At 43.4% G+C, this 23149-nt stretch carries 17 protein-coding genes; 6 read left to right on the forward strand and 11 right to left on the reverse strand.

The features are described 5' to 3' along the window. Positions 1-609 precede the first annotated feature (609 nt). From secDF to asnB, 5 genes are all read right to left on the reverse strand, one after another. Entirely contained in the window at positions 610-3624 is a 3015-nt protein-coding gene (gene secDF / locus GRFL_RS03480; RefSeq protein WP_083643309.1) for a protein translocase subunit SecDF, read from the reverse strand. Between the two features lie 167 nt (positions 3625-3791). Beyond that, a complete protein-coding gene (gene mdh / locus GRFL_RS03485) occupies positions 3792-4718 on the reverse strand; it encodes a malate dehydrogenase (RefSeq protein ID WP_083643310.1) in 927 nt (308 codons plus the stop codon). 85 nt (positions 4719-4803) lie between these two features. Further along, entirely contained in the window at positions 4804-5811 is a 1008-nt protein-coding gene (locus tag GRFL_RS03490) for a DUF6588 family protein (protein ID WP_083643311.1), read from the reverse strand. A 113-nt stretch (positions 5812-5924) separates the two neighbouring features. After that, positions 5925-7865 (reverse strand): DNA topoisomerase (ATP-hydrolyzing) subunit B, encoded by a 1941-nt coding sequence (gyrB, locus tag GRFL_RS03495; RefSeq protein ID WP_083643312.1) that lies wholly within the window; start codon positions 7863-7865, stop codon positions 5925-5927. 179 nt (positions 7866-8044) lie between these two features. Then, the gene (asnB, locus tag GRFL_RS03500) at positions 8045-9655 is read right to left on the reverse strand and encodes an asparagine synthase B (RefSeq protein WP_083643313.1); all 1611 of its coding nucleotides are present in this window, start codon (positions 9653-9655) and stop codon (positions 8045-8047) included. Between the two features lie 261 nt (positions 9656-9916). Here asnB and GRFL_RS03505 point away from each other — a divergent pair, with 261 nt between their 5' ends. Next, entirely contained in the window at positions 9917-10480 is a 564-nt protein-coding gene (locus GRFL_RS03505; protein WP_083643314.1) for a DUF2911 domain-containing protein, read from the forward strand. Between the two features lie 43 nt (positions 10481-10523). On the opposite strand, the gene GRFL_RS03510 is transcribed toward GRFL_RS03505, so the two are convergent. Together GRFL_RS03510 and GRFL_RS03515 are read right to left on the reverse strand one after the other, a co-directional pair. Then, positions 10524-11156, reverse strand: coding sequence for a 7-carboxy-7-deazaguanine synthase QueE (locus GRFL_RS03510; RefSeq protein WP_083643315.1), 633 nt, complete (start codon positions 11154-11156; stop codon positions 10524-10526). Between the two features lie 35 nt (positions 11157-11191). Next, the gene (locus tag GRFL_RS03515; RefSeq protein WP_083643316.1) at positions 11192-12646 is read right to left on the reverse strand and encodes a M14 family zinc carboxypeptidase; all 1455 of its coding nucleotides are present in this window, start codon (positions 12644-12646) and stop codon (positions 11192-11194) included. Between the two features lie 122 nt (positions 12647-12768). On the opposite strand from GRFL_RS03515, the gene dacB reads away from it, so the two are divergent. From dacB to GRFL_RS03540, 5 genes are all read left to right on the forward strand, one after another. Continuing rightward, positions 12769-14082: a D-alanyl-D-alanine carboxypeptidase/D-alanyl-D-alanine endopeptidase gene (gene dacB, locus GRFL_RS03520; protein WP_083643317.1), complete on the forward strand. Its 1314-nt coding sequence runs from the start codon at positions 12769-12771 to the stop codon at positions 14080-14082. 5 nt (positions 14083-14087) lie between these two features. Then, positions 14088-15134, forward strand: a complete 1047-nt coding sequence (locus tag GRFL_RS03525) for a S66 peptidase family protein (RefSeq protein ID WP_083643318.1) — start codon at positions 14088-14090, stop codon at positions 15132-15134. Between the two features lie 6 nt (positions 15135-15140). After that, positions 15141-16661, forward strand: a complete 1521-nt coding sequence (locus GRFL_RS03530; protein WP_083643319.1) for a helicase HerA-like domain-containing protein — start codon at positions 15141-15143, stop codon at positions 16659-16661. Positions 16662-16677: 16 nt separating this feature from the next. Beyond that, positions 16678-17235 carry a hypothetical protein gene (locus tag GRFL_RS03535; protein ID WP_083643320.1) on the forward strand — a complete coding sequence of 186 codons (558 nt, stop codon included), beginning with the start codon at positions 16678-16680 and terminating at the stop codon, positions 17233-17235. Positions 17236-17453: 218 nt separating this feature from the next. Further along, positions 17454-17657 (forward strand): hypothetical protein, encoded by a 204-nt coding sequence (locus GRFL_RS03540; protein WP_083643321.1) that lies wholly within the window; start codon positions 17454-17456, stop codon positions 17655-17657. Positions 17658-17724: 67 nt separating this feature from the next. Here the strand turns inward: GRFL_RS03540 and ftsZ are convergent, their stop codons facing one another. Genes ftsZ through murC form a run of 4 tightly spaced genes read right to left on the reverse strand, consistent with a single transcriptional unit; the run spans position 17725 to position 23148 of the window. Further along, positions 17725-19698 (reverse strand): cell division protein FtsZ, encoded by a 1974-nt coding sequence (gene ftsZ / locus GRFL_RS03545; RefSeq protein ID WP_083643322.1) that lies wholly within the window; start codon positions 19696-19698, stop codon positions 17725-17727. A gap of 26 nt (positions 19699-19724) precedes the next feature. Beyond that, positions 19725-21080 carry a cell division protein FtsA gene (gene ftsA / locus GRFL_RS03550; RefSeq protein WP_083643323.1) on the reverse strand — a complete coding sequence of 452 codons (1356 nt, stop codon included), beginning with the start codon at positions 21078-21080 and terminating at the stop codon, positions 19725-19727. 3 nt (positions 21081-21083) lie between these two features. After that, positions 21084-21800, reverse strand: a complete 717-nt coding sequence (locus GRFL_RS03555; protein WP_083643324.1) for a cell division protein FtsQ/DivIB — start codon at positions 21798-21800, stop codon at positions 21084-21086. Then, a complete protein-coding gene (murC, locus tag GRFL_RS03560; RefSeq protein ID WP_086047647.1) occupies positions 21790-23148 on the reverse strand; it encodes a UDP-N-acetylmuramate--L-alanine ligase in 1359 nt (452 codons plus the stop codon). The genes GRFL_RS03555 and murC overlap by 11 nt, the downstream gene beginning before the upstream one ends. Position 23149 lies beyond the last annotated feature (1 nt).

Below are 23149 nucleotides of genomic sequence, written 5' to 3' on the forward strand. Positions count from 1 at the left end.
AATTTTAAGAAATGGATAGTAGCTCTTTTTACAGGCGAAAATGAGTAAATCAAAAATACTTTCTTCTGAAGGCTAAGTAAGCTACCTTAGGATCTGAATTCAATAGACACATTCCTTTTTTCAAATATTCCTTCCGAAGGATTTCAATGATACTAAGCTATTCTTAGCTTGAATTTTAAGTACCTAAAGTACCTAGTATACAGGTGAAAATGAGTAAATCAAGAATACTTTCTTCGGAATATTAAGCAGGCTACCTTAGAATTTCCATTCAATAGGCACATTCCTTTTTTCAACCACTCCTTCCGAAGGATTTCAATGATACTAAGCTATCCTGAGCTTGAATCTTAAGTAACCCATAGTAGCTAGTTCTCCAGGCGAAAATGAGTAAATCAGGAATACCTCCTTCCGAAGGCTAAGCAGGCTACATCAGAATCAATTCAATAGGCACATTCCTTTTTTCAGCAACTCCTTCCGAGGTATTGAAACTTAATACCGACAAGTTCTCAAGAACAAACAGTGGAATTCAAATAACGCTGATTCAGGAAATTTCGCCCAACAAAAAAGCCTTCCAAAACTGGAAGGCTTTTCTTATCGTACATAGCTGAAAAATTAGGCCGTTGCAGCCTCTTCTTCAGTTTGCTTAGACTTCTTTTTCAGAACGTCTTTATTGTCTTTTTTTACACTGTCATACATTACAGGAGTAGCAATGAACAGGGACGAATAAGTACCCACGATCACACCTACTATCAACGCAAACATGAACCCTCTGATGCTTTCACCTCCAAAGATGAAGATCGCAAGCAGAACCACCAAGGTGGTAAGCGAGGTATTCAAGGTACGGCTCAATGTACTGTTCAGCGCCGCGTTCACCGTTCTCTGGAGTGTCCAGGAACCGTGCTCATTCACATATTCCCTGATACGGTCAAAAACAACCACGGTATCGTTCAACGAGTAACCAATTACAGTTAGAATCGCTGCAATGAACGCCTGATCAATTTCCATGTTGAAAGGCATGATTTTGTACAATAATGAGAAGATACCCAATACCACCAATACATCATGGAAAACCGCGACTACCGCACCAAGACTGAATTGCCATTTTCTAAAACGCAACAGGATATACAGGAACACCACGATCAATGAACCAAGTACGGCCCAGAAAGAGGCATTTTTAATATCATCGGCAATGGTTGCACCCACTTTCATAGATTGCATGATTCCGATAGTCTTGGCATCAGAGCCATCTACAAAGTCATCATAAGTAAGATCTGAAGGAAGGTAAGACTGAAGAGCGTCATAAAGACCTCTTTGAATTTCTTCATCAACCTGAGCTCCATCTTCGTCTACTTTATATTTGGTCGTAATCTTCAGCTGATTATCGGGACCGAAAGTTTTTGCTTCCGCACTTCCGAATTTCGCAACAAGATCATTCTGCACCTCCGTAGGGTTTACCGCGTCAGCGAAACGAACCGTATAGGTTCTTCCTCCAACAAAATCCACACCCTGGTTCAATCCCTGTACGAAAAGCGAACCAATTCCAACAAGAATCACGATTCCGGAAACAACGTAAGCGATCTTGCGCTTTTTCAGGAAGTCGATATTCATATTCGTAAACAGGTTTTTAGTAATCGCCGTAGAGAAATCTAGAGACTTCCCTTTTTTACCATACCCATCAATAAACAACCTGGTTACAAAAATCGCAGTGAACAGCGATGTAGCGATACCGATCAAAAGGGTCGTTGCGAAACCTTTAATTGGCCCTGTTCCAAGAAGGAAAAGGATCAAACCGGTTAAACCAGTAGTAATGTTTGCATCCAGGATAGAAGAAAGTGCGTTGCTAAATCCATCCTTAATGGCATCACGCTGAATTTTACCCTTCGCCATTTCTTCTTTGATACGTTCAAAGATCAGCACGTTCGCATCTACCGACATACCGATCGTTAATACGATACCGGCAATACCAGGCAGGGTAAGAACTGCACCAAGACCGGCAAGAATACCGAAAATAAATAAAATGTTTACGGCAAGCGCCACATCAGCAAAGGCTCCGGCTTTTCCGTAATAGAATATCATCCAAAGAAGTACCAGGATTAAGGCAATGATGAAAGACATCATACCGCTATCAATAGCCTCCTGTCCAAGAGACGGCCCTACTACTTCACTGGAAATAATATCTGCAGAAGCAGGAAGTTTACCCGCTCTTAAAACGTTGGCCAAATCCTGACCTTCGGTAATCGTAAAGTCTCCGGTGATCTCACTTCGACCTCCGGCAATAGCACCACTGGATACACCAGGGGCAGAGTACACAATATTATCGAGTACGATGGCGATCTGGCTACCTTCCGCAGAGGCTTTTCCAGTCATATTTTCCCAGATCTTAGCTCCGGTACCATCCATTTGCATTTCCACTGCCACTCGTCCTAGCTGATCATATTGCTGGCTGGCATCAGTAATCACATTACCGCTTAGAGGCGGCTCCATGTTACGGTTTCCTTTCAGAGCATAAAGACCGGTAGTCTGAGACTCGTCATCTGGCACACCCCAAACGAATTTCGCGTAACGCATATCTGAAGAAAGCAATGAACGAACCTGTGGATTTCTCAGGTAATTCATCACTTTGGCTGTATCCTGAACTTTAAAGGTTGCCAGAACCGGTCCCTGGGGATATCCAGGAGAAACCATCATTCCAAGCAAACCTCTGCTTTGTGGAGTATCTACTGAAGTACTGTCTTCGGCATCTGCCAAAAGATCATCGATTTCTGAATCACCACTGGTTTGAATAGTATCGGCTTCAGAAGCAGTTTGTGCCTGCTCTGTTTTCTGGTCCATCTGCATTGCGATAGCATTCGCCTGCATGAGGAAATTTCCGAATTCCCCACTCTTATACACATGCCAGAATTCCAGCTGAGCGGTACTTTGAAGTAAATTCTTCACACGGCTGATGTCTTTGGCTCCCGGAAGTTCCACAAGGATACGACCAGAGTTTCCAAGACGCTGAATGTTTGGCTGAGTAACACCAAATTTATCGATACGCTTTCTCAATACTTCAAATGCAGAAGTGATCGACTCATCAATTTTCTGGCGAACGATAGGCTCCACCTCATCATTGCTCATGTTATAATTGATCTCGTCGCTAAGCGTTTTGTTCGCAAAAATATCAGGAGAAGCCAATTTGGCTCCAGGTATCTTGTTGAAAGACTCAAAGAAAAGGTCTACGTAATTTTCCTGACTGTCGCTCTGTGCGGCATCAGCTTCAGCAAGCGCTTTTCTAAAAGCAGGATCTTGTGAATCGTTGGCAAGCCCGCTAAGAATGTCTTTAACTGAAATTTGAAGGATCACGTTGATTCCTCCTTTAAGGTCAAGCCCCTTATTCAGTTCTTTTTCTTTGGCGTCGCTGTAGGTGATTCCTGCAATGATATCTTCATTGGCTACGGAATCCAGATACCTGGCTTCAGCCTGATCTCTTAGTTCTGAATAATTCTCAACATTTTCGCCATATTTACTGGCCGCAAACTCCTCTGCCTTCTCTTCTACACCGTTCGTAATGAAGGTAAACGATAGCTGATAAAGACACACGAGGCCGAACAAAATCGCAAAAACTCTAATCAGTCCTTTATTCTGCATTATTCCTCAAATTATTGATTATAGGTCTATTTTAAAAACGGACAAATATAGGACTTCAATATTCAAATCCCAATATTTTTTTTTGGATAATTTTAACTTTTCTGAATATCAAAAAAGCCACAAATACTGTGGCTTTCTGAGATATTATAAAAGATTTTGACGTTCAATTACACATCAAGCAATCCGTTGGTTTTCTTTACACCTTCAGAACTTTCTTGCATCTTGGCTTTTTCAGCATCGTTCAGTTCGATCTCCACGATCTTTTCGATACCATCTTTCCCAAGAATTACCGGCACCCCAATACAAATATCATTCAGTCCAAATTCCCCTTCCAGCAACGCTGAACACGGGAACATTTTCTTCTGATCACAGGCAATTGCCTGCACCAATCCAGAAACTGCAGCTCCCGGAGCATACCAGGCGCTGGTTCCAAGAAGTTTGGTCAGGGTTGCTCCTCCAACTTTGGTGTCTTCGGAAACCTGGTTCAACCTGTCTTCAGACAAGAATGCTGTAACCGGCACCGAATTCCTGGTAGCCATTCTCGTAAGCGGCACCATTCCGGTATCACTGTGACCACCAATTACCATTCCGTCAACGTCTGATGGTGGGCATTCCAAAGCTTCTGATAAACGATATTTGAAACGGGCACTATCCAAAGCTCCTCCCATTCCGATGATCTTATTCTTCGGAAGTCCGGTAGCTTTGTGCACCAAATAGGTCATAGTATCCATAGGGTTACTCACTACGATCAGGGTAACATCAGGTGAATGCTTGATCAAATTGGTTGCAACTTCCTTAACGATTCCCGCGTTGATACCGATCAATTCCTCACGGGTCATCCCTGGTTTTCTTGGAATTCCACTGGTAATCACTGCGATATCACTACCGGCAGTTTTCGAGTAATCGTTTGTGCTTCCTGTAATTTTAGTATCAAAACCATTCAGGGTCGCGGTTTGCATAAGGTCCATCGCCTTACCTTCCGCATAACCTTCTTTGATATCCAGAAGCACAACTTCTGAAGCAAAATTTTTAATCGCAACATATTCAGCACAGCTGGCACCAACGGCACCGGCTCCTACTATGGTAACTTTCATATTAATAAGTATTAATTAGCAATTTATTAAACACCGCGAAATTACGAATAATGACGCAGTATTAATAATAAGGAATGGTTAAATGCTAATTCAGAATGAAGTGCAGCCCCATATTAATGTTGAAGTAATTACCTGCCGTCGCCATGGTACTGATCTTAAAACGATCGAACAAAAGGTTGAAACCGATATCTCCCTTAAACTGCGTTTCATTTCCACCAATTGTCTTGAGCTCCTCATTTGCATAACCCAGCAAAGCTCCGCTACCACCCAATTTGTATTCGAAATTAGAAGAAACTACGCCCAAGGCTCCGAAAATCTCGAAATTCTCATAGCGTTTGGAAGCAACTCCTTTGAACATCCACATATCAGCCGAAACATCGATAATCCGGGCGGTAATGAGGTTGGTACTGGCCCCGTTAAAAGCATAATCCAGAACCAGTGGATCGAATTCGTTATATTTTAAATCGAATAGATTATAACTGATGATCCCGGCAACCTGAAGATCTTCTTCTTCGTTAAAACGGAAATACTGGCTGAAATTGTGTTTGATAGCCGCACCATAAGAGCTGAACCTGGATCCGGAAACGCTCATTTCAGGTAACGCCCTTACAGCCACTTCAGTTCCATAAGGCAGTCCCAATGATATTTGCGGAAACGGATAAAAGACAACTTCCTTATCAATCCCATCGATCGCATCAAACTGAAAATCATTTCCATCGATATTCCCCTCGTAATAGACATCGCTCTTTTTTCCGAAGGCCGTGGGAATCAAAGCACCATTGCTTCCTCCTCCAATTCTCAGCACGTTAAAATCTGAATTATTCAAACTGAATTCCTGCTTACTCTTAGGCACAAAAAGTGCGTTTCCATGCAGGGAAATATCTACCTTCCATTCTTCCAAAGCTCTTGCCGATGTAAACCATCCGGCGGTTGCCTGGTAAGCCGCACTACTGGCGGCAGGAGCTGCAAACACATCAGCCAGGAACAAAATATCATCTACTGTTTGACGGCCCTCTTCCGGTATGGCTTGAGCCGATGAATAGCCTGCATGCAATATCAAGCCTAATATTAAAAGGTGTTTTAAATTTTTCACGGTGATCTGGTTTAATGTTGGTAAAAATATAAAATTTAGTAACCTGTTTAAATTGTAACGAAAAAAACCCGCACAAAATATGTACGGGTTTTTGTTTTAAACAGATTTATGTCTTACGCATCAATATTTGCATACTTCGCGTTTTTCTCGATAAACTCTCTACGTGGCGGCACTTCATCTCCCATCAACATAGAAAAAATACGATCGGCCTCCCCACTGTTTTCGATACTTACCTGGCGAAGTTTACGTCTTTCAGGATCCATGGTCGTATCCCAAAGTTGTTCCGCATTCATTTCCCCAAGACCTTTGTATCGCTGGATCTGAACTCCTCCATTATATTCCGCAGCGATCGCGTCACGCTCCTTTTCATTCCAGGCATAGCGCTTTTTGCTTCCTTTTTTCACGAGGTAAAGCGGAGGCGTTGCAATATAGATATGACCGTTTTCGATCAATTCTTTCATATACCGGAAGAAGAAGGTCAAAATCAGGGTTTCGATGTGACTACCATCCACATCCGCATCACACATGATCACGATCTTGTGGTAACGCAACTTCGTAAGATTCAAAGCTTTACTATCTTCTTCAGTTCCAATGGTCACCCCAAGCGCCGTATAGATGTTCTTGATCTCTTCGTTATCAAAAACCCGATGCGACATAGCTTTTTCCACATTCAGGATCTTTCCTCGTAGCGGAAGGATCGCCTGGAAGTTACGATCACGCCCCTGCTTGGCGGTTCCACCTGCCGAGTCACCCTCTACCAGGAACACCTCGCACTGCGTTGGATCCTGCTCAGAACAATCTGATAATTTCCCAGGCAGACCACCTACGCTCATGGCCGTTTTACGCTGAACCATTTCACGGGCTTTTTTCGCGGCATTACGAGCCTGCGCAGCAAGTATCACTTTCTGAACAATGGTTTTAGCATCGTTCGGATTTTCCTCCAGATAATTTTCCAGCATTTCGGAAACTGCCTGAGAAACTGCTGAAGTAACTTCACGGTTACCCAGTTTGGTCTTCGTCTGCCCCTCAAATTGTGGCTCAGAAACTTTTACCGAAATAATTGCCGTAAGACCTTCACGGAAATCATCCCCGGTAATTTCAAATTTTACCTTGTCCAGCAATCCGGAAGCATCAGCATATTTCTTTAAAGTGGTCGTTAAACCTCTTCGGAAACCAGACAAATGTGTACCTCCTTCGTGGGTATTGATATTATTTACATAAGAATGCAGGTTCTCATTGAAGGAAGTATTATAAACCATCGCCACTTCTACCGGGATGTCATTCTTTTCTCCTTCCATCGAGATCACATCTGCAATGATCGGCTCCCTGTTTCCATCCAGAAAACGGATGAATTCTTTTAACCCATCTTCGGAATAGAACTTTTCAGAAATAAATTCCCCTTTATCGTCTTTATTTCTACGATCAGTAAGCGTAATGGAAATTCCCCTATTCAAATAAGCCAGCTCGCGCATACGGCTTGCCAGCGTATCATAGTTATATTCTAAAGTTTGTTGAAAAATGGAAGGATCCGGCTTAAAGGTCACAATTGTACCGCTCAGGTCGGTTTCACCGGTAGGTTTTACAGGGTAAAGTGGCTTCCCTATTTCATACTCCTGAACCCAGATTTGGTTATCGCGGTAAACGGTCGCCTTTAGATGGGTAGAAAGTGCATTTACACAACTTACACCAACTCCGTGCAGACCTCCGGAAACCTTATAAGAATCTTTATCGAATTTTCCACCTGCTCCAATTTTAGTCATTACCACCTGCAGTGCAGAAACACCTTCTTTCTTATGAAGGTCGATCGGAATTCCACGCCCGTTATCTTCTACGGTAATGGAATTATCTTCGTTTATATCTACCTTAATGGTATCACAATGCCCGGCCAGCGCCTCATCAATCGAGTTATCCACCACCTCGTAAACCAAATGATGAAGTCCCCGAACGCCTGTATCACCAATGTACATGGATGGCCGCATGCGCACATGCTCCATCCCCTCCAGCGCCTGAATACTATCGGCTGAATAATTATGCTTCTTAGCTTCTTCGCTCATATATTTGCTAATTAATTCGTCTCTTTTCGATAACGAACAAATATAACAATTCGCATACTTTTAACAGATTGGAACCGAGCGTTGAGCCCTTAAGTTATCAACAAATTATGTGGAAAAACCCGAACTGTTTTAAGAAATAATTCACAGTTCGGGTGATATTAAAATGATTGCCGGCTAAATCAAACTTTGGCAAGCTCTTTTTTCATTCCCGGGGCAACATGAGTTTCATTTGCTCTTCCACTTGGATCCAGGTCCTTCTGCCATTTTGGGATCCATTTTTTTACCGTTTTCGCGGCAGACTCCTGAGGGAAGTGTTTATGGAAGATCTCCCTGTAAAAATAGGCTTCTTTGGTGGATGGCGTGTTGATTGGGAACTTTTCCGCAGCAGATGCTAATTCCTCATCACTCACGCGTGCTGAAGCGTACTCGATCAACTGATCTATCCAGTTGTATCCAACCCCGTCGCTAAACTGCTCCTTTTGCCTCCAAAGCACCTCATCCGGCAGGAATGGTCTTTCAGGAGTATCAAAAGCTTTACGAAGGATGTATTTCTCCACACCGTCATAGGTTACTGGCATCTTCTCTTCCGGAACGATCTCCATCGCCGTTTTCAGGAACTGCTTATCCAGGAACGGCACACGAGCTTCCAATCCATGAGCCATGGTCGACTTGTCTGCCCTCAAACAATCGGCAGTAGAAAGTCGTTGCACTCTTCTAATGGTTTCCGCCTGAAATTCAGGAGCCGAAGGAGCATTTTTAAAATACAGGTAGCCACCAAATATTTCATCTGAACCTTCCCCGGAAAGCACCACTTTAATTCCTTTTTCAGCGATCACCTTTGAAAGGAAATACATTGGTGTACTTGCTCTAATCGATGTAACATCGTAGGTCTCTAAATGCCATACGAGTTTTTCCAGAATTTCAATTCCTTCTTCCACTGTAAAGAACACATCGGTGTGCTCAGTTCCCAGGAAATCTGCCACTTTTCTGGCCGCTTTCAAATCTGGCGCATCAGGATCCAATCCTATAGAGAAGGAATGTAGTTTCTGACCCGAATCTTCCATCAGTCTGGCTGCGATAGAGGAAGTAAGGGAAGAATCCAAGCCTCCGCTTAACAAGACGCCCAGCGGCACATCTGCCATCAAGCGTTTTTCGGTAGCATCGATCAATGCCTGGCGTAGTTTTGCCAAATCTGCCGGCTCTACAGCCTTATCAGCTTCAAACCAATCTGGCTTATAATATCTTACAAAGCCGGTTTCCGGAGTATAATAATGACCAGGAGGAAAAGCTGAAAATTCCACGCAATGATCTGCCAGAGCTTTCATTTCACTGGCGAACCAGATCGCACCGGTCTCATCAGTTCCATAATAAAGTGGTTTTACCCCAATCGGGTCACGAGCTACGATGAAATCATCACCGTCTATCACAACAAAAGAAAAAACACCGTCCAGCATATCCACGAAGTCATAACCGTACTTTTCATATAGATGCACGATCACTTCAGAATCTCCGGTTGTACGGAAAGTGTGATCCTTTAATTCATTATTTCGAAGTGCCATGTGGTTATAGATCTCCCCATTATGTACCATCCAGGCTGAACGGGTTCCCTGAATTGGCTGAATTCCGGTTGTTAGATCCACAATGGAAAGTCTTTCGTGCGCTAGCACGTAACCTTTATCCGTAATTTTCAATCCGCTTTCATCGGGCCCTCTATGAGACATTCTTTTTGACAAACCGCTAATTTTGGCCTGGTCAAGTTCTTTTCCGATAACTGCTAAAATTCCACACATGACTTGTTTGTTTAATATTGCAATACAAATATGATTAGATACTTATCTTTATAAAACATAAATATCATTATTGATTTCATTTGAAAACACAAAAATTACAATTCAATATTACATGAAATCCTCAGCTCATTATTTTAAGATTTCTGCTTACATCTGAAAACCTGTAAATTTTAACAGCTTTTAAGTAATAATTTAACAATATCACCATAAGCCTTCAGCTATCTTTAAAGTTCTAATAGAATAATTCAAAAAACCGAAGACATGAAAAAAATTGCAATAGGAATAGCCAGTGTTCTTTGCCTGATGTTAACCCCGCAAATGAACGCTCAAACTGAAAAAGACAGCGGCTTAAATTTCTCAAAGCTAGATGCCAGCCCGATGGATTTGGCATTATACCGAGATAAGGAAGATGCGCCCATAGCAAGAGTGATCTACAGCAGACCTCAAAAACGTGAACGAGAAGTTTTTGGTAAACTGGTGCCTTACGGGAAAGTTTGGCGTACCGGCGCAAACGAAACAACGGAACTTACCTTATACCGCAACATGAAAGTAGGCGATAAAGTGATCCAGGCCGGAACTTATAGCCTTTTCACCATTCCGAATGAAAAAGAATGGACCATCATTTTAAACAGCAGCACGAATACCTGGGGAGCTTATGAGTATACTGATGTCAAAGACGAAGTTCGCATTACAGTGCCCGTAAGACAGGCTCCGAATACGATCGAAGCACTTTCCATGGCATTCGAAGAAGCACCTGGAGGAGCAAATCTTTTAATAGGCTGGGATAACAGCTACGTGAAAGTTCCTTTTAAAAACGCGAAATAATCGCGAAAATAAAAATTTAAAAAGCGCCCTTAAGGCGCTTTTTTTATGGAATATTGAGGTATTTATGTGTTTGCAGCGATACTTTCCATTTTGGATTTTGCATCACATAATCCACGATCTGCGGAATCATCTTTTCGCGATTGCTCCACTCGGGCTGCAGGTAAAGAATGCAATCCTCATGAACCTTTGCAGCCTGCTCTTCCGCAAATTGAAAATCATGCTTATTGAAAACGATGACTTTTAATTCGTTGGCCTGGGCATAAATTTCAGGCTTGGGCAGCTTGATCTTTTTAGGAGAAAGGCACACCCAATCCCAGGTTCCGGTCATATCATAAGCTCCCGAAGTCTCAATATGAATCTGGCAGCCTTGTTTTTTCAAAGCGGAAGTCAGCGCCGTCATATCCCAGGTAAGAGGCTCCCCTCCTGTGATCACAATCGTTTTACTGAATTTCGTGGCATTTTCCACAATCTGCCCGATAGGCGTTGGCGGGTGCACTTCAGCATCCCAGCTCTCCTTCACATCGCACCAGTGACATCCCACATCACAGCCGCCAATCCGAATAAAATAAGCAGCAGTACCTTTATGATAGCCCTCACCCTGGATGGTATAAAATTCCTCCATCAGCGGCAGCATAATCCCCTTATCAACCAGTTCCTTTGTCTCTTCTGAAATCATAGCCTGCAAAGATAAGCAAACTAAGGCAGAGGCTTCTAATTATAATTTCGGGAATTTAGAATGTTCTTTTCCGCGTTTGCAGACTCAGTAAGAAAGCCATTGATAATCGCAAATTTCACCTCCCCCTTTTCCCGAAGGATAAAATTTGCCGAAATACCCGGCTGTAAAATATTCCGTAGCTGGAAATCTTCAGAAACCATGTTCAACGGAAAATTCGAAAATGATCCAGTCCGCAATTCTTCCGATGTTCTGACGTACGCATAGCCTTGCTTCAGCAATTCCGAAACATTAAGCTGCCCCAGCGCCTCTTTTGTTTCTATCAAATCCGGATAGATCTTCGGAAATTCCAGCGTCAAACCTTGTGCATCCAGCTCTTCATAACCATAACTGGTAGAAAGATCGCCCTGGTCTTCAACAGAAGCCGTGTAATAAAAGCCATTTTCATGCTCCGCGGCATTTTCATTTCGGTTGATTCCCAAATCCAGGATATACGAATTCCCTTCCAGCTCATAGTTCAGATTTTTCAATTTCAGGTCAAAAAGCATTCGATCGTTTTCCGGTATCTTCTCATAGTCTGAAATTGCTTCCTTTTCATAACTTTTTGAGGCAATCGACTTTAAAGCTGAAAGTATGACTACAAAATTGAGTTTCCGGATTTCCTGTTTTTCGCGATCACCGGCAAAACCTCCAGACTCGATAAGCATCAGGCTTGTCCCCCATTTCTGAATATTATCCCCAAAAGCTCTCGGCTCAAAATCGTCATTGTAGCGCCCAACCTGTCCCGGGGCAAAATTTTGCAAGACCTTATTCATCTGCACGATAAGCTGCATGGACCGCGCCCGCACATCATTAATTTCCTTTTTATAATTATAAGCTGTTGCCAGGAACGAGATCGTCGCCGGTTTCGCAGTTCGTTCGGCATTATAGTACCGGCTCTGGTCGTGCAAATTGAAACCGAAATCAGCATCCAGGCTGTCCCTGATCCTTTTCAGTGTTTGACTTTCAGGTGACTGCAATCGCAAAGCATCCCGGTTTATATCCACACCAAGGGCATTCCGACGATGGAACACTTCGGCTCCATCAGGATTCAGCATCGGTAAAAAATGGATGCTTAGCTTACTCAGCATCAATTCCTTTTCTGCCTCAAAACCTGCCGATTCAAAAAAATTAAGAATATCGAAAATGGCCATCGTAGCGGTAGACTCATCGCCATGCATCTGCGACCAGAGAAAGACCTGGGTCTCACCCGTTCCAATACTTACAAGATTGAGGCTCCTACCTTCTATAGATTCTCCTACCTGTTGAATCTTAAAAATTCCATCGCGATGCTTATCCAGCAGTTGGGTTACCAGGGCATGTTTAAATCTCCTGTTTGTAATCTCCGGCTCCTTGTATTCCTGATAATCTTCATAAAGTTTTTCTTCAAAATCCTGGCTCCATGCCGAACTAACAGAAATAATAAGGAAAGCGATCAGATATAACTTTTGCATAGCGTGAATTTAGATTGGTAAAATACAAATTTTAGGCGTAGCTCACTTTTCCGCGGGTGTTTCTCGGCTGGCAAGGCATTTATTTTTAAATTTCGGATACCAAACCGCCATATTAGTAACTAATGCCAACCCAACTCTTTTTCAGAAATATCAAAATATTATTCCTTTTAGCGATTCCGGCTTTGTTAATTTCCTGCGGAGCGTCGCGGCTCCCCAAAAAAATCGATCAGGAATTTGAAAAAGCACAGGCATTTGAGCACGGTTTCGCAGGCTTGGCGGTATACGATCCGGAAAAAGACCAAATGTTGTACGAGTACCATTCCGACAAATATTTTACGCCCGCTTCCAACACCAAACTTTTTACTTTTTATACCGGTTTACAGGTTTTGGGCGATTCCATTCCCGCTCTCAAATATGCCAATTTCAATGACACCTTATATATTCAAGGAACCGGCGATCCTTCCTTTCTCAATCGCGACCTGCCTGAAAGCAAAGTTTACAACTTCCTGAAAGAAGCTGAAAACCTGGTTTATGTCTCTCCTTCTTATACTGAAAAATTTTTCGGCCCCGGATGGGCATGGGATGATTATAACGACTATTATTCGGCTGAGCGGTTCGCTTTCCCGATTTACGGAAGCCTGGTGGAATTTGATTTCAATGATTCTGGAAAACTGGATAAAGTCCTTCCTGCAATTTTTAAGGACAGTCTGCATTACTCAGAAGTTTCAGAAAACAATCCGCTTATTCAACGAAATCTGGAAAACAACCGGTTTGAAATTTCCCTGAAAAAAGAAAAAATCCGCAAATGGGTACCCATCAAATATTCTGAAGAAGTCTTTTTAAAACTGTTATCAGACACTTTGAAAAAGTCGGTCAGAATCACTAAACAGGCCCCAAAGGAACTAAACCGAACACTGTACAGCATTTCAGCAGACAGTCTATACAAACAAATGCTTCAGGTAAGCGACAATTTTATCGCGGAGCAAATCCTTTTAATGGTTTCTGAAAAGCTCAGCGACAGCTTGAAAACCAGGATTGCCATTAACTATATGAAGGAAAATGAACTGAAAGATCTGCCAGATGAACCCGTCTGGAGGGACGGTTCCGGACTTTCACGCTACAACCTTTTTACGCCGAGAAGCCTGGTGGCCCTGCTGCGAAAGATCAGAGAAACAGTGCCGGAAGACCGACTTTTTAACCTCTTACCAGCGGGAGGTTATTCGGGGACCATCAAAAATTTTTACCAGGCAGAAGAACCCTATATTTTTGCCAAAACCGGCTCGCTCAGCAATAATCATAGCTTGAGCGGCTATTTAAAAACGAAATCAGGAAAAACCCTTATCTTCAGCTTTATGAATAGCAATTTCACCATTCCATCGGCTGAATTGAAGAAAGAGATGCAACACATTCTTGAAATGATACGCGACAATTATTGAACTCCATGAAAAGAAAACATTTTTTACATAGCCTGGGACTGGCAGGACTTGCCGTTCCGCTGAGCTCCTTCAGCATGAGCAAGAGTCAGGAGACTGCTAAGAATATCATCAAACCCAAACGTTTAAAAGAGGGAGATACCGTGGGAGTCGTGAGCCCGGCCAGTGCCATTTTTACCAGTGAGCCATACGAGATCGCGGAAGAATCCTTACAGGCCATGGGTTTAAAAGTAAAATTTGGCAAATTTACGAAAAGCCGCTATGGCCATTTAGCCGGGACCGATGAGGAGCGCGCTGAAGAATTCAACAATATGTTTCGCGACCCGGAGATCGATGCTGTAATTTGCCTTCGAGGAGGTTCAGGCGCCGCAAGAATTCTTCCTTTAATAGACTATGACGCGATCAGGCAGAATCCTAAAATTTTCATTGGTTATAGCGATATTACTGCACTGCACCTGGCAATTTTTGAAAATACAGGCTTGGTGACCTATCACGGACCAATGGCGACTTCTACCTGGAACAGTTTTGCCTACGATCATTTTCGGGAAATCCTGTTTGATGGAAAGGAACTGTTGCTATCCAACCCTGAAGAAATTGGCGATGAGCTTGTCCAGACCAATAATCGGATCAGGACGATACAGCCCGGAAAAGCCAAAGGTGAACTGCTTGGAGGAAATTTATCAGTTCTTACCGGCATTATGGGATCGCCTTATTTTCCGCAGAACTGGGAAAACAAACTGCTTTATATTGAAGATGTGGGAGAAAAAATCTACCGCGTAGACCGCATGATGTCTCAGCTTCAACTGGGCGGAGTACTGGACCAGATTACCGGTTTCATCTTCGGAAAATGTACCGATTGTGATCCCGGTGGCGGCTACGGTTCTCTCACTTTGGAAGAAGTCATAGATCACTATATCAAGCCACTCGGCATTCCGGCATTTTCAGGAGCGATGATTGGCCATATCAAAGATAATTCAACCATTCCAAACGGTATTTCGGCGGAAATAGACGCCGAAAACGGAAGCATACAATTACTGGAAACCCCTGTGAAATAAAAGATCATGAGTAAAACTGAAGAATTTGTTCAGCATATTTCCAACGGTTACAAACCAAAAGGAGATTACATTTATTTAGGCGCGGCGATTTACGAAAATGAAGTTTTCGCCGATGCTGCCGTGAAAATTCCGCTGAAAACCATGAACCGCCACGGGCTCATTGCTGGTGCCACGGGAACGGGAAAATCAAAGACCCTGCAGATCCTGGCAGAAAACCTTTCCGAAAAAGGCGTGCCGGTTCTATTGATGGACGTTAAAGGAGATTTGAGCGGTATTGCCCAGCCTTCACCGGGTGCCGATTTCATTACGGAACGCCACCAAAAACTGAATTTCCCTTTTACACCCAGGAAATCACCGGCCGAACTGCTAACGCTTTCTGAACAGGATGGCGTAAGGCTGCGCGCTACTGTGAGCGAATTTGGCCCGGTACTGCTATCGCGCATCTTGGACCTCAGTGAAACACAAACCGGCGTGCTGGCCATCCTCTTCAAATATTGTGATGACCACCAGATGCCGCTGCTCGATCTAAAAGATCTCAAAAAGATGCTACAGTGGGTCACCGAAGATGGAAAAGAAGAAATTTCCGAGGAATACGGAAGGATCTCCTCCGCTTCAACGGGGGCCATTCTGCGTAAGATCGTGGCACTGGAACAACAGGGTGCGAAACGCTTTTTTGGTGAGCGTTCTTTTGACGTTCAGGACCTGCTTCGTAAAAAAGATGACGGTAGTGCCTATGTGAATATTGTTCGGCTGAATGACATTCAGGATAAACCAAAGTTGTTTTCCACATTTATGTTAAGCCTGCTTGCTGAAATTTATACAACCTTCCCGGAACAGGGCGACAGCGGAAAACCGGAGCTGGTCCTCTTTATAGACGAAGCGCACCTTATTTTTGAAGAAGCATCAGATGCCCTGCTGGACCAGATCGAAAATATCGTTAAATTGATCCGTTCCAAAGGAGTTGGAATTTATTTCGTGACTCAGAACCCGGCCGATGTTCCGGAAGATGTCCTGGGACAACTGGGACTGAAGATCCAGCACGCATTAAGGGCTTTTACCGCCAAAGACCGACGTGCGATCAAGCTGGCCGCAGAAAATTATCCGGAATCAGATTATTACGATACCAAAAACATCCTTACCGCGTTAGGTATTGGAGAAGCGCTGGTTTCGGCTCTGGATGAAAAAGGTCGTCCTACGCCGTTGGCAGCCACCTATTTGCGAGCGCCGATGAGTAGAATGGATATTTTAAGTGATTCTGAACGAAAAGAATTGATCAAAAATTCCAATCTTGCACTGAAATATAATGAGGAAATCGACCGTGAAAGTGCCTACGAGATCCTGAATAAGAAAATCGAACAGGCAGAAAAAGAAGAGGCGAAGGAAAAGGCAAAGGTCGAGCGCAAGGAGATCGCAAAACCTACGAGCAGAAGAAAAAAATCCAGTACCGAAGGAGCGGTCATCAAGGTTTTGACGAGCGCCACTTTCATCAGGGGCGTACTCGGGATTCTGAATAAATTAATGAAATAGAAAATCAATCGAAACAATGCTTAAAAAATCAATTTTGATCGTGGCCATTGCCGCGACCATAGTATCATGCCAGAAAGACGAAGATGATCCTTACCTGATAACTGCCAACCAGGTTGGCGCGTTGAAGAAGGATGTGACCATCAACCAGCTGGAGGCTATTTTCGAAGATGACAGTATCGTTAAACAAACCAGCGGCCCGGAAACCCTGAAATCTACCCATGCCATCAAGGTTTTTGACAAGGAAGGAAAAGCCCTGTTAAGCCTGGAACCGCTTCAGGAATTTGACTCTACCAGTACCATTGGCTATATACAAATCCTGGACCCGCGTTACAAAACGAAAAGCGGACTGAATACCGAAAGCACCTTCCAGGATATCCAGGAGAATTTCACGATCTCCAGGATCGAAAATACTATAAATGCCGCGGTGATCTTTTTAGATGAGATCAACGCCTATGTGACCATTGATAAAAAACAGCTTCCAGCAGACCTGAGGTATGATACCGACTCAAAGATCATGGCGTCTCAAATTCCCGATAATGCCAGGATCAAATATTTCATGATCTACTGGAATTAGGCTGCATCATTGAAAATAAAGTTAAAAAACGGCTCCTGAAAATGAGCCGTTTTTTGTTTCAGAAAACGGTCAAAATTTTCTTCAATTAGCTGAAATTAAAGTGTTCAGCCTTCAAAATATGGCTTTTTGAAGAACCTGCATAAATTTTAAAATATGTTAATATTCTACTGATAATAAATACTTTAGGTAATTTTAGCTCATAACCAATAATATATGTTATGATTAAAATCTTAGCACTAGTAATGACCATTGGCGGAGCGATCGCTCTGGTAATGGGAGTTTTAGGAATTTTTGGCAGCGTTGCCCTGATGTTAAGCCCCTGGGCACTTACAATCCTCGGATTTGTATTTTTTGTTGCCGGGATCTCCATGTTGAAATACCGAAAAGATACTGACGAAGTTCAGGCTCAGCGACAAAACTAAAGAGTCGTATTTCAAAATAAAAAAAGGTGCCTTGAAAAAGGCACCTTTTTTATTGGCTAGGTTACAATTAGTCTACATTATCGTGTAGAAACGAGTTGTTCTTTCTAAAGTGCAGTTCATTATCATCTCCCTGCTCAATGCTCATCCTGGAAAGCTTTCCCTCACCCGGTTTGCTATGATCCAGTTCAATTCCCGCTCTCTTGTATGCCGGCTGCTTTTCGATCTCATCGATCTGCGCAGAACTGTTGCGAAATTTATAATTGAATTCCTTCATTTTGGCCTTTCTTTCCGCAGTGCGTTGTCTTACAATCTCTGAGGAAATAGGATTGTCAAAAGGATCATCTTCATCACCATGCCTGGAAGGCTGAGCCGGAGCCACCGTTTTCTTCTCAAATGCGATGGTTTCATCCTGCTCTTCTTCTTTCTTCGGAGCTTTGGAACTATTGAGCCTTTCCTCAATTTCCATATAATCGTCCAGGCTGTAGCGCTTGATTCCCTGTGCAGAACTTTCCGTCACCGGTACAATCTCGATCGCTTCGTTCACCTTGATATTCCGGGTTTCTTCTTCAGTTTCTTCCAAAGTGAATTTCCTAACCTCTTCTTTCTTTTCAGATTTTTCTGAAGGAGTTCTTTCTTCGGAAGCAGGCATATCGAAAGTGAACATGAATTGTTCTTCTTTTTCAGCTCTTACTTCTTCCGCATCCCGAACGTTCATTGATTTCACTTCTTCCGAAGTATCATTGATGATAAAATCATTTGGATCTACTTCTTCGTAAGAAACGTCCAGCTTTCGGGCAAAATCTGGAGTTTTCAGGATTTCATCTACTTTTTTTTGAATATTCCCTACTTCATCCACTTCTTCCAAAGATTCGTCCAGCGTATGAACGATCTTCTCATTTTTTGGTTCCTGTATAGGTTCCGCTTTTTCTTCCACGGGCGCGCTCGAAATTGGAGCCACATAGCCGGTCTTTTTAGCGCTCAGGTCATGTTCAGCTTTTTGCTCATCTTCAAGCGTATGGATGATCTTCTTTGTTTCGGTATTCGTGATCTCATTTTGCTGTTCCACATTGAAACCAGTAGCAATAATGGTTACAGCAATGGCATCTTCCAGGGATTCATCCTCACCAACACCCATGATGATATTGGCGCTGTGCCCGGCTTCTGCCTGGATATGATCGTTGATTTCCCCGATCTCATCGATAGTGATCTCTTCATTTCCGGAAACTATGAGTAGCAGTACATTTTTAGCACCGGTAATTTTGTTGTCATTCAATAACGGAGAGTCCAAAGCTTTCATGATCGCATCGGTTGCACGGCTGGCACCGGAAGCGCTTGCAGAACCCATGATCGCGGTCCCGCTATTGCTCAATACGGTTTTCGCATCTCGCAAGTCAATGTTTTGCGTGTAGTGATGGGTAATAACTTCAGCAATACCTCTGGAAGCGGTTGCCAGCACTTCATCAGCCTTTGAGAATCCAGCTTTGAAACCAAGGTTTCCGTAGACCTCACGAAGCTTATTATTATTGATCACGATAAGTGAATCTACATGGCTTCTCAGTTTCTCCACTCCGATCTGAGCCTGTTCATTTCTATTTCTCCCCTCGAACTGAAAAGGAATGGTCACAATCCCAACGGTAAGAATATCCAGAGCCTTTGCCTGTTTGGCGATAACCGGAGCTGCTCCGGTACCGGTACCACCACCCATTCCGGCGGTGATAAAGACCATTTTCGTGTTGGTATCCAACATGCGTTTGATCTCCTCAAAACTCTCTTCTGCTGCTTTCTCTCCGATCTCCGGGTTCGCTCCTGCTCCCAGACCTTCGGTAAGGGACACCCCTAACTGGATCTTATTGGGAACCGGGCTGTTCTCAAGTGCCTGGGAATCGGTGTTGCATACCACGAAATCAACCCCTTTAATCCCTAACTGGAACATGTGGTTAATGGCATTGCTTCCACCGCCTCCTACACCAATCACTTTGATGACGTTCGATTGATTCTTTGGTAAATCGAATGAAATGTCTCCAAACTCTGTACTGCTCATAAACTCTGTTTTACTGGTTGTATCTTTTACTCTGCGTTATCTAAAAAATCTTTAAACTTCTCTGCCCATTTATCAAAAATGCTTTTCCGGGCAACTTTTCTGGAAGGCTCCTCGTCGTTCATTTCATCTTCTGAATCATAGACTTCCTCTTCCTGTTCCATCTGCGCTTTTTGCTCAGCTCTTTTATCTGAAAGCACCGCTTCTTCCTGAAATTTTCCACTACCATGCTCCAGGCTGTTCATCACCAAACCAACGGCGGTTGCGTAAACAGGACTGGTTGTTTCGGCATCGTTGTTACCGGCCAGATGTTCGTTAGGATAACCAATTCGCGTATCCATCCCGGTAATATATTCGGCCAACTGCTTCAAATGTTTGAGCTGGGCACCACCACCGGTAAGAACAAGGCCGGCGATCAATTTTTTCTTTTGTTCCTCGTGACCGTAATTCTTGATCTCGAGGTATACCTGTTCAATAATTTCCACCACTCTCGCGTGAATGATCTTTGAAAGATTTTTCAGGGTGATCTCTTTCGGTTCCCGGCCACGCAGCCCCGGAATCGAAACGATCTCGTTATCCTTATTTTCTCCAGGCCAAGCCGATCCAAACTTGATCTTCAGCAATTCGGCCTGTTTTTCAATGATCGAGCAACCTTCCTTGATATCTTCAGTGATCACATTACCTCCAAAAGGGATTACAGCCGTATGACGGATGATCCCATCTTTAAAAATGGCCAGATCTGTTGTACCACCACCAATATCTATCAAAGCAACTCCGGCTTCTTTCTCTTCCTGACTTAAAACAGCATTGGCCGAAGCCAAAGGTTCCAAAGTCACGGCAGAAAGCTCCAGCCCCGCACTTTTTACACATCTTCCAATATTTCTGATCGAAGAAACCTGACCAACTACCACGTGGAAATTAGCTTCCAGTCTTCCGCCGTACATCCCGATAGGCTCTTTGATCTCGGCCTGACCGTCTACTTTAAATTCCTGCGGAAGCACATGAATGATCTCTTCTCCCGGAAGCATGACCAGTTTGTGAACCTGGTTGCAAAGTGTATGAATATCATCTGCATCGATCACTTCTTCCGGGTTAGGACGCGTGATATAATCGCTATGCTGTAAACTCCTGATATGTTGTCCCGCGATACCAACCACCACTTCGCTGATCTTCAATCCGCTATCTGCTTCTGCTTCCTGTATTGCCTGCTGAATAGACTGTATGGTTTGCGTAATATTGTTCACCACGCCCCTGTGAACCCCTAAAGATTTGGATTTCCCAATGCCAATGATCTCTACTTTTCCGTATTCATTCTTACGGCCGATCATTGCCACAATCTTGGTGGTCCCTATGTCTAATCCTACTGCAATATCGTTTTGTTCCATAAACTATTTTTTAGTGCACACAACCTGGTCGCCAAATTGTAGGTTCACTTTTTTGTAGGTATTTAACTTTTTGTCTTTCTGCGCTTTTTTATAAAATGCCTTGAAATTGTTGAATTTCAAAACTGTTCTGGAAGAATCTCCAAAGTACACATCAAAATCACAACCCCGTACATGTACTTCCATCTTCCCACCGGGTAATCGATGGATTCCCGTGATATGCTTTTTCAGAAAATCATCCTTCTCCACCTGATTCAATAACGGGTAAACTTCCGAAACATTTTTCTCGTTAAAACCCGTTAACAAAGGCACTCTTGCGGAATAATATGCCGATAACGGCATCACTTTTCCCTGCCGGTCCAGGTAAAATGAGGAATTTCCTATAGCTCGTCCAATTGGTTTTCGCTGGCTCACGGTTGCCGCAAGTTGCCCATCCAGAGTAAGATAGACTTCTGCGTTTTCAATCATGTCGTGAGCATTCAAAAGAGACTCCACCCTATTCAAATCTAAAGCTTCTAGCCCTTCACCTGAGGTGGCTCCATCATTTTGTATTAACAATTTATTAACCACTTCCTCAGGGACATAGAGGTTTTCCGAGTCGGTAAAATGCACTTTCACATCGTTGATCTTTCTGGCTGAATGCCTTTTTTCAGCAAAACCAAAAAGAAACACTACCAATACCAGTAAAAACCCGGCTTTTATGTAGGGTAAACTACGCTTCATTCAACAATGCTTTTTGGACCTTTTCCACTTCTTCTCCTATATCTCCTGCACCAATCATCATCACCACTTCCGCGGAAGATTTCTTGATACTGGAAGCCAGCTCTTCTTTTGAAACCAGCTGCTTTTTCTCATTTTCGATCTTTTCCAGCAACCAGGCTGAAGAAATGCCTTCGATTGGTATTTCCCTCGCAGGGTAAATATCCATCAGCATCACCTCATCGAACACCGAGAGGCTCTGGGCAAATTCTTCAGCAAAGTCACGGGTACGGCTAAACAGGTGGGGCTGAAAAACCGCTAAAACCTTTTTGTTGGGGTACATTTCACGAACAGCCTGATGAACCGCAGCAATCTCTGTGGGGTGATGCGCGTAATCATCGATCAATACCTGTTCGCCGGTTTTAATTCTATAGCTAAATCTACGGCGTACACCTTTGAAGCTATGCAAAGCCCTGCCAAGGTCGACGGTTGGGGAGCCGTAGTCTATCGCCATCGCCAGGGCTGTTATAGCATTCAATAAATTGTGTTTACCGGGTAGATTAAATTGTAAATTTTCAATGGTTCCCGTTGGGGTATGAAGGTCAAATAAATATTCCCCGTTTTGGATACGTACATTTTGAGCCGAAAATTCGCTTTCGTCTTCCACACCAATCCGGTAACCCTTCAATGGCAGCCCATTTTTCACATACAGCTTTCCATCTTCGGGAACCTTTGCCGCGAATTCACGGAACGATTTCTCGAGTTCGGCCTTTTCCCCGTAAATATCCAGGTGATCAGCATCCATCGAGGTAATAGCAGCAAGATTGGGTTTTAAATGAAGAAATGAGCGGTCAAATTCATCAGCTTCCACTACAATAACCTCATCCCCTTTCATGATCAGGTTACTCTGGATATCTTCACTCACACCTCCAAGGAAAGCGGTTACCGGAGCTCCTGTTTCCTTCAGCAAATGCCCTAAAATAGCAGTAGTTGTAGTTTTGCCATGAGTCCCGGCAACGGCCATCGTGAATTTTTCCGAAGACAGCAGGCCTAAAAGTTCCGCTCTTTTAACGATTGGAAACTTTCTTTCTTTTAAAAGCTGAAACTGTTGATGATCTTTAGGAATGGCCGGCGTATATACCACCAGGCTTTTTTCCGGTTTTCTTAAAAAAGCAGGTGGGATTTGCTCAATTTCATCCTGATAATTAATCTGAATGCCTTCAGCTTCCAGCTCGCGGGTGAGCTGTGTGCCGGTTTTATCATAACCTGAGACATCCAGGCCCTGGGCCCTGAAATATCGGGCCAGTGCACTCATTCCAATCCCACCGATGCCGATGAAATAAAAATGCTGTATGTCGTTTAGTTTGATCAAC

The organism is Christiangramia flava JLT2011 (assembly GCF_001951155.1).
GTDB lineage: Bacteria > Bacteroidota > Bacteroidia > Flavobacteriales > Flavobacteriaceae > Christiangramia > Christiangramia flava.

What these genes read in the sequence shown, in the direction of transcription:
- secDF (WP_083643309.1), bottom strand. Translation starts at nt 3,624, where the DNA reads ATGCAGAATAAAGGACTGATTAGAGTTTTTGCGATTTTGTTCGGCCTC.
- mdh (WP_083643310.1), bottom strand. Translation starts at nt 4,718, where the DNA reads ATGAAAGTTACCATAGTAGGAGCCGGTGCCGTTGGTGCCAGCTGTGCT.
- gyrB (WP_083643312.1), bottom strand. Translation starts at nt 7,865, where the DNA reads ATGAGCGAAGAAGCTAAGAAGCATAATTATTCAGCCGATAGTATTCAG.
- asnB (WP_083643313.1), bottom strand. Translation starts at nt 9,655, where the DNA reads ATGTGTGGAATTTTAGCAGTTATCGGAAAAGAACTTGACCAGGCCAAA.
- GRFL_RS03505 (WP_083643314.1), top strand. Translation starts at nt 9,917, where the DNA reads ATGAAAAAAATTGCAATAGGAATAGCCAGTGTTCTTTGCCTGATGTTA.
- GRFL_RS03510 (WP_083643315.1), bottom strand. Translation starts at nt 11,156, where the DNA reads ATGATTTCAGAAGAGACAAAGGAACTGGTTGATAAGGGGATTATGCTG.
- GRFL_RS03515 (WP_083643316.1), bottom strand. Translation starts at nt 12,646, where the DNA reads ATGCAAAAGTTATATCTGATCGCTTTCCTTATTATTTCTGTTAGTTCG.
- dacB (WP_083643317.1), top strand. Translation starts at nt 12,769, where the DNA reads ATGCCAACCCAACTCTTTTTCAGAAATATCAAAATATTATTCCTTTTA.
- GRFL_RS03525 (WP_083643318.1), top strand. Translation starts at nt 14,088, where the DNA reads ATGAAAAGAAAACATTTTTTACATAGCCTGGGACTGGCAGGACTTGCC.
- GRFL_RS03530 (WP_083643319.1), top strand. Translation starts at nt 15,141, where the DNA reads ATGAGTAAAACTGAAGAATTTGTTCAGCATATTTCCAACGGTTACAAA.
- GRFL_RS03535 (WP_083643320.1), top strand. Translation starts at nt 16,678, where the DNA reads ATGCTTAAAAAATCAATTTTGATCGTGGCCATTGCCGCGACCATAGTA.
- GRFL_RS03540 (WP_083643321.1), top strand. Translation starts at nt 17,454, where the DNA reads ATGATTAAAATCTTAGCACTAGTAATGACCATTGGCGGAGCGATCGCT.
- ftsZ (WP_083643322.1), bottom strand. Translation starts at nt 19,698, where the DNA reads ATGAGCAGTACAGAGTTTGGAGACATTTCATTCGATTTACCAAAGAAT.
- ftsA (WP_083643323.1), bottom strand. Translation starts at nt 21,080, where the DNA reads ATGGAACAAAACGATATTGCAGTAGGATTAGACATAGGGACCACCAAG.
- GRFL_RS03555 (WP_083643324.1), bottom strand. Translation starts at nt 21,800, where the DNA reads ATGAAGCGTAGTTTACCCTACATAAAAGCCGGGTTTTTACTGGTATTG.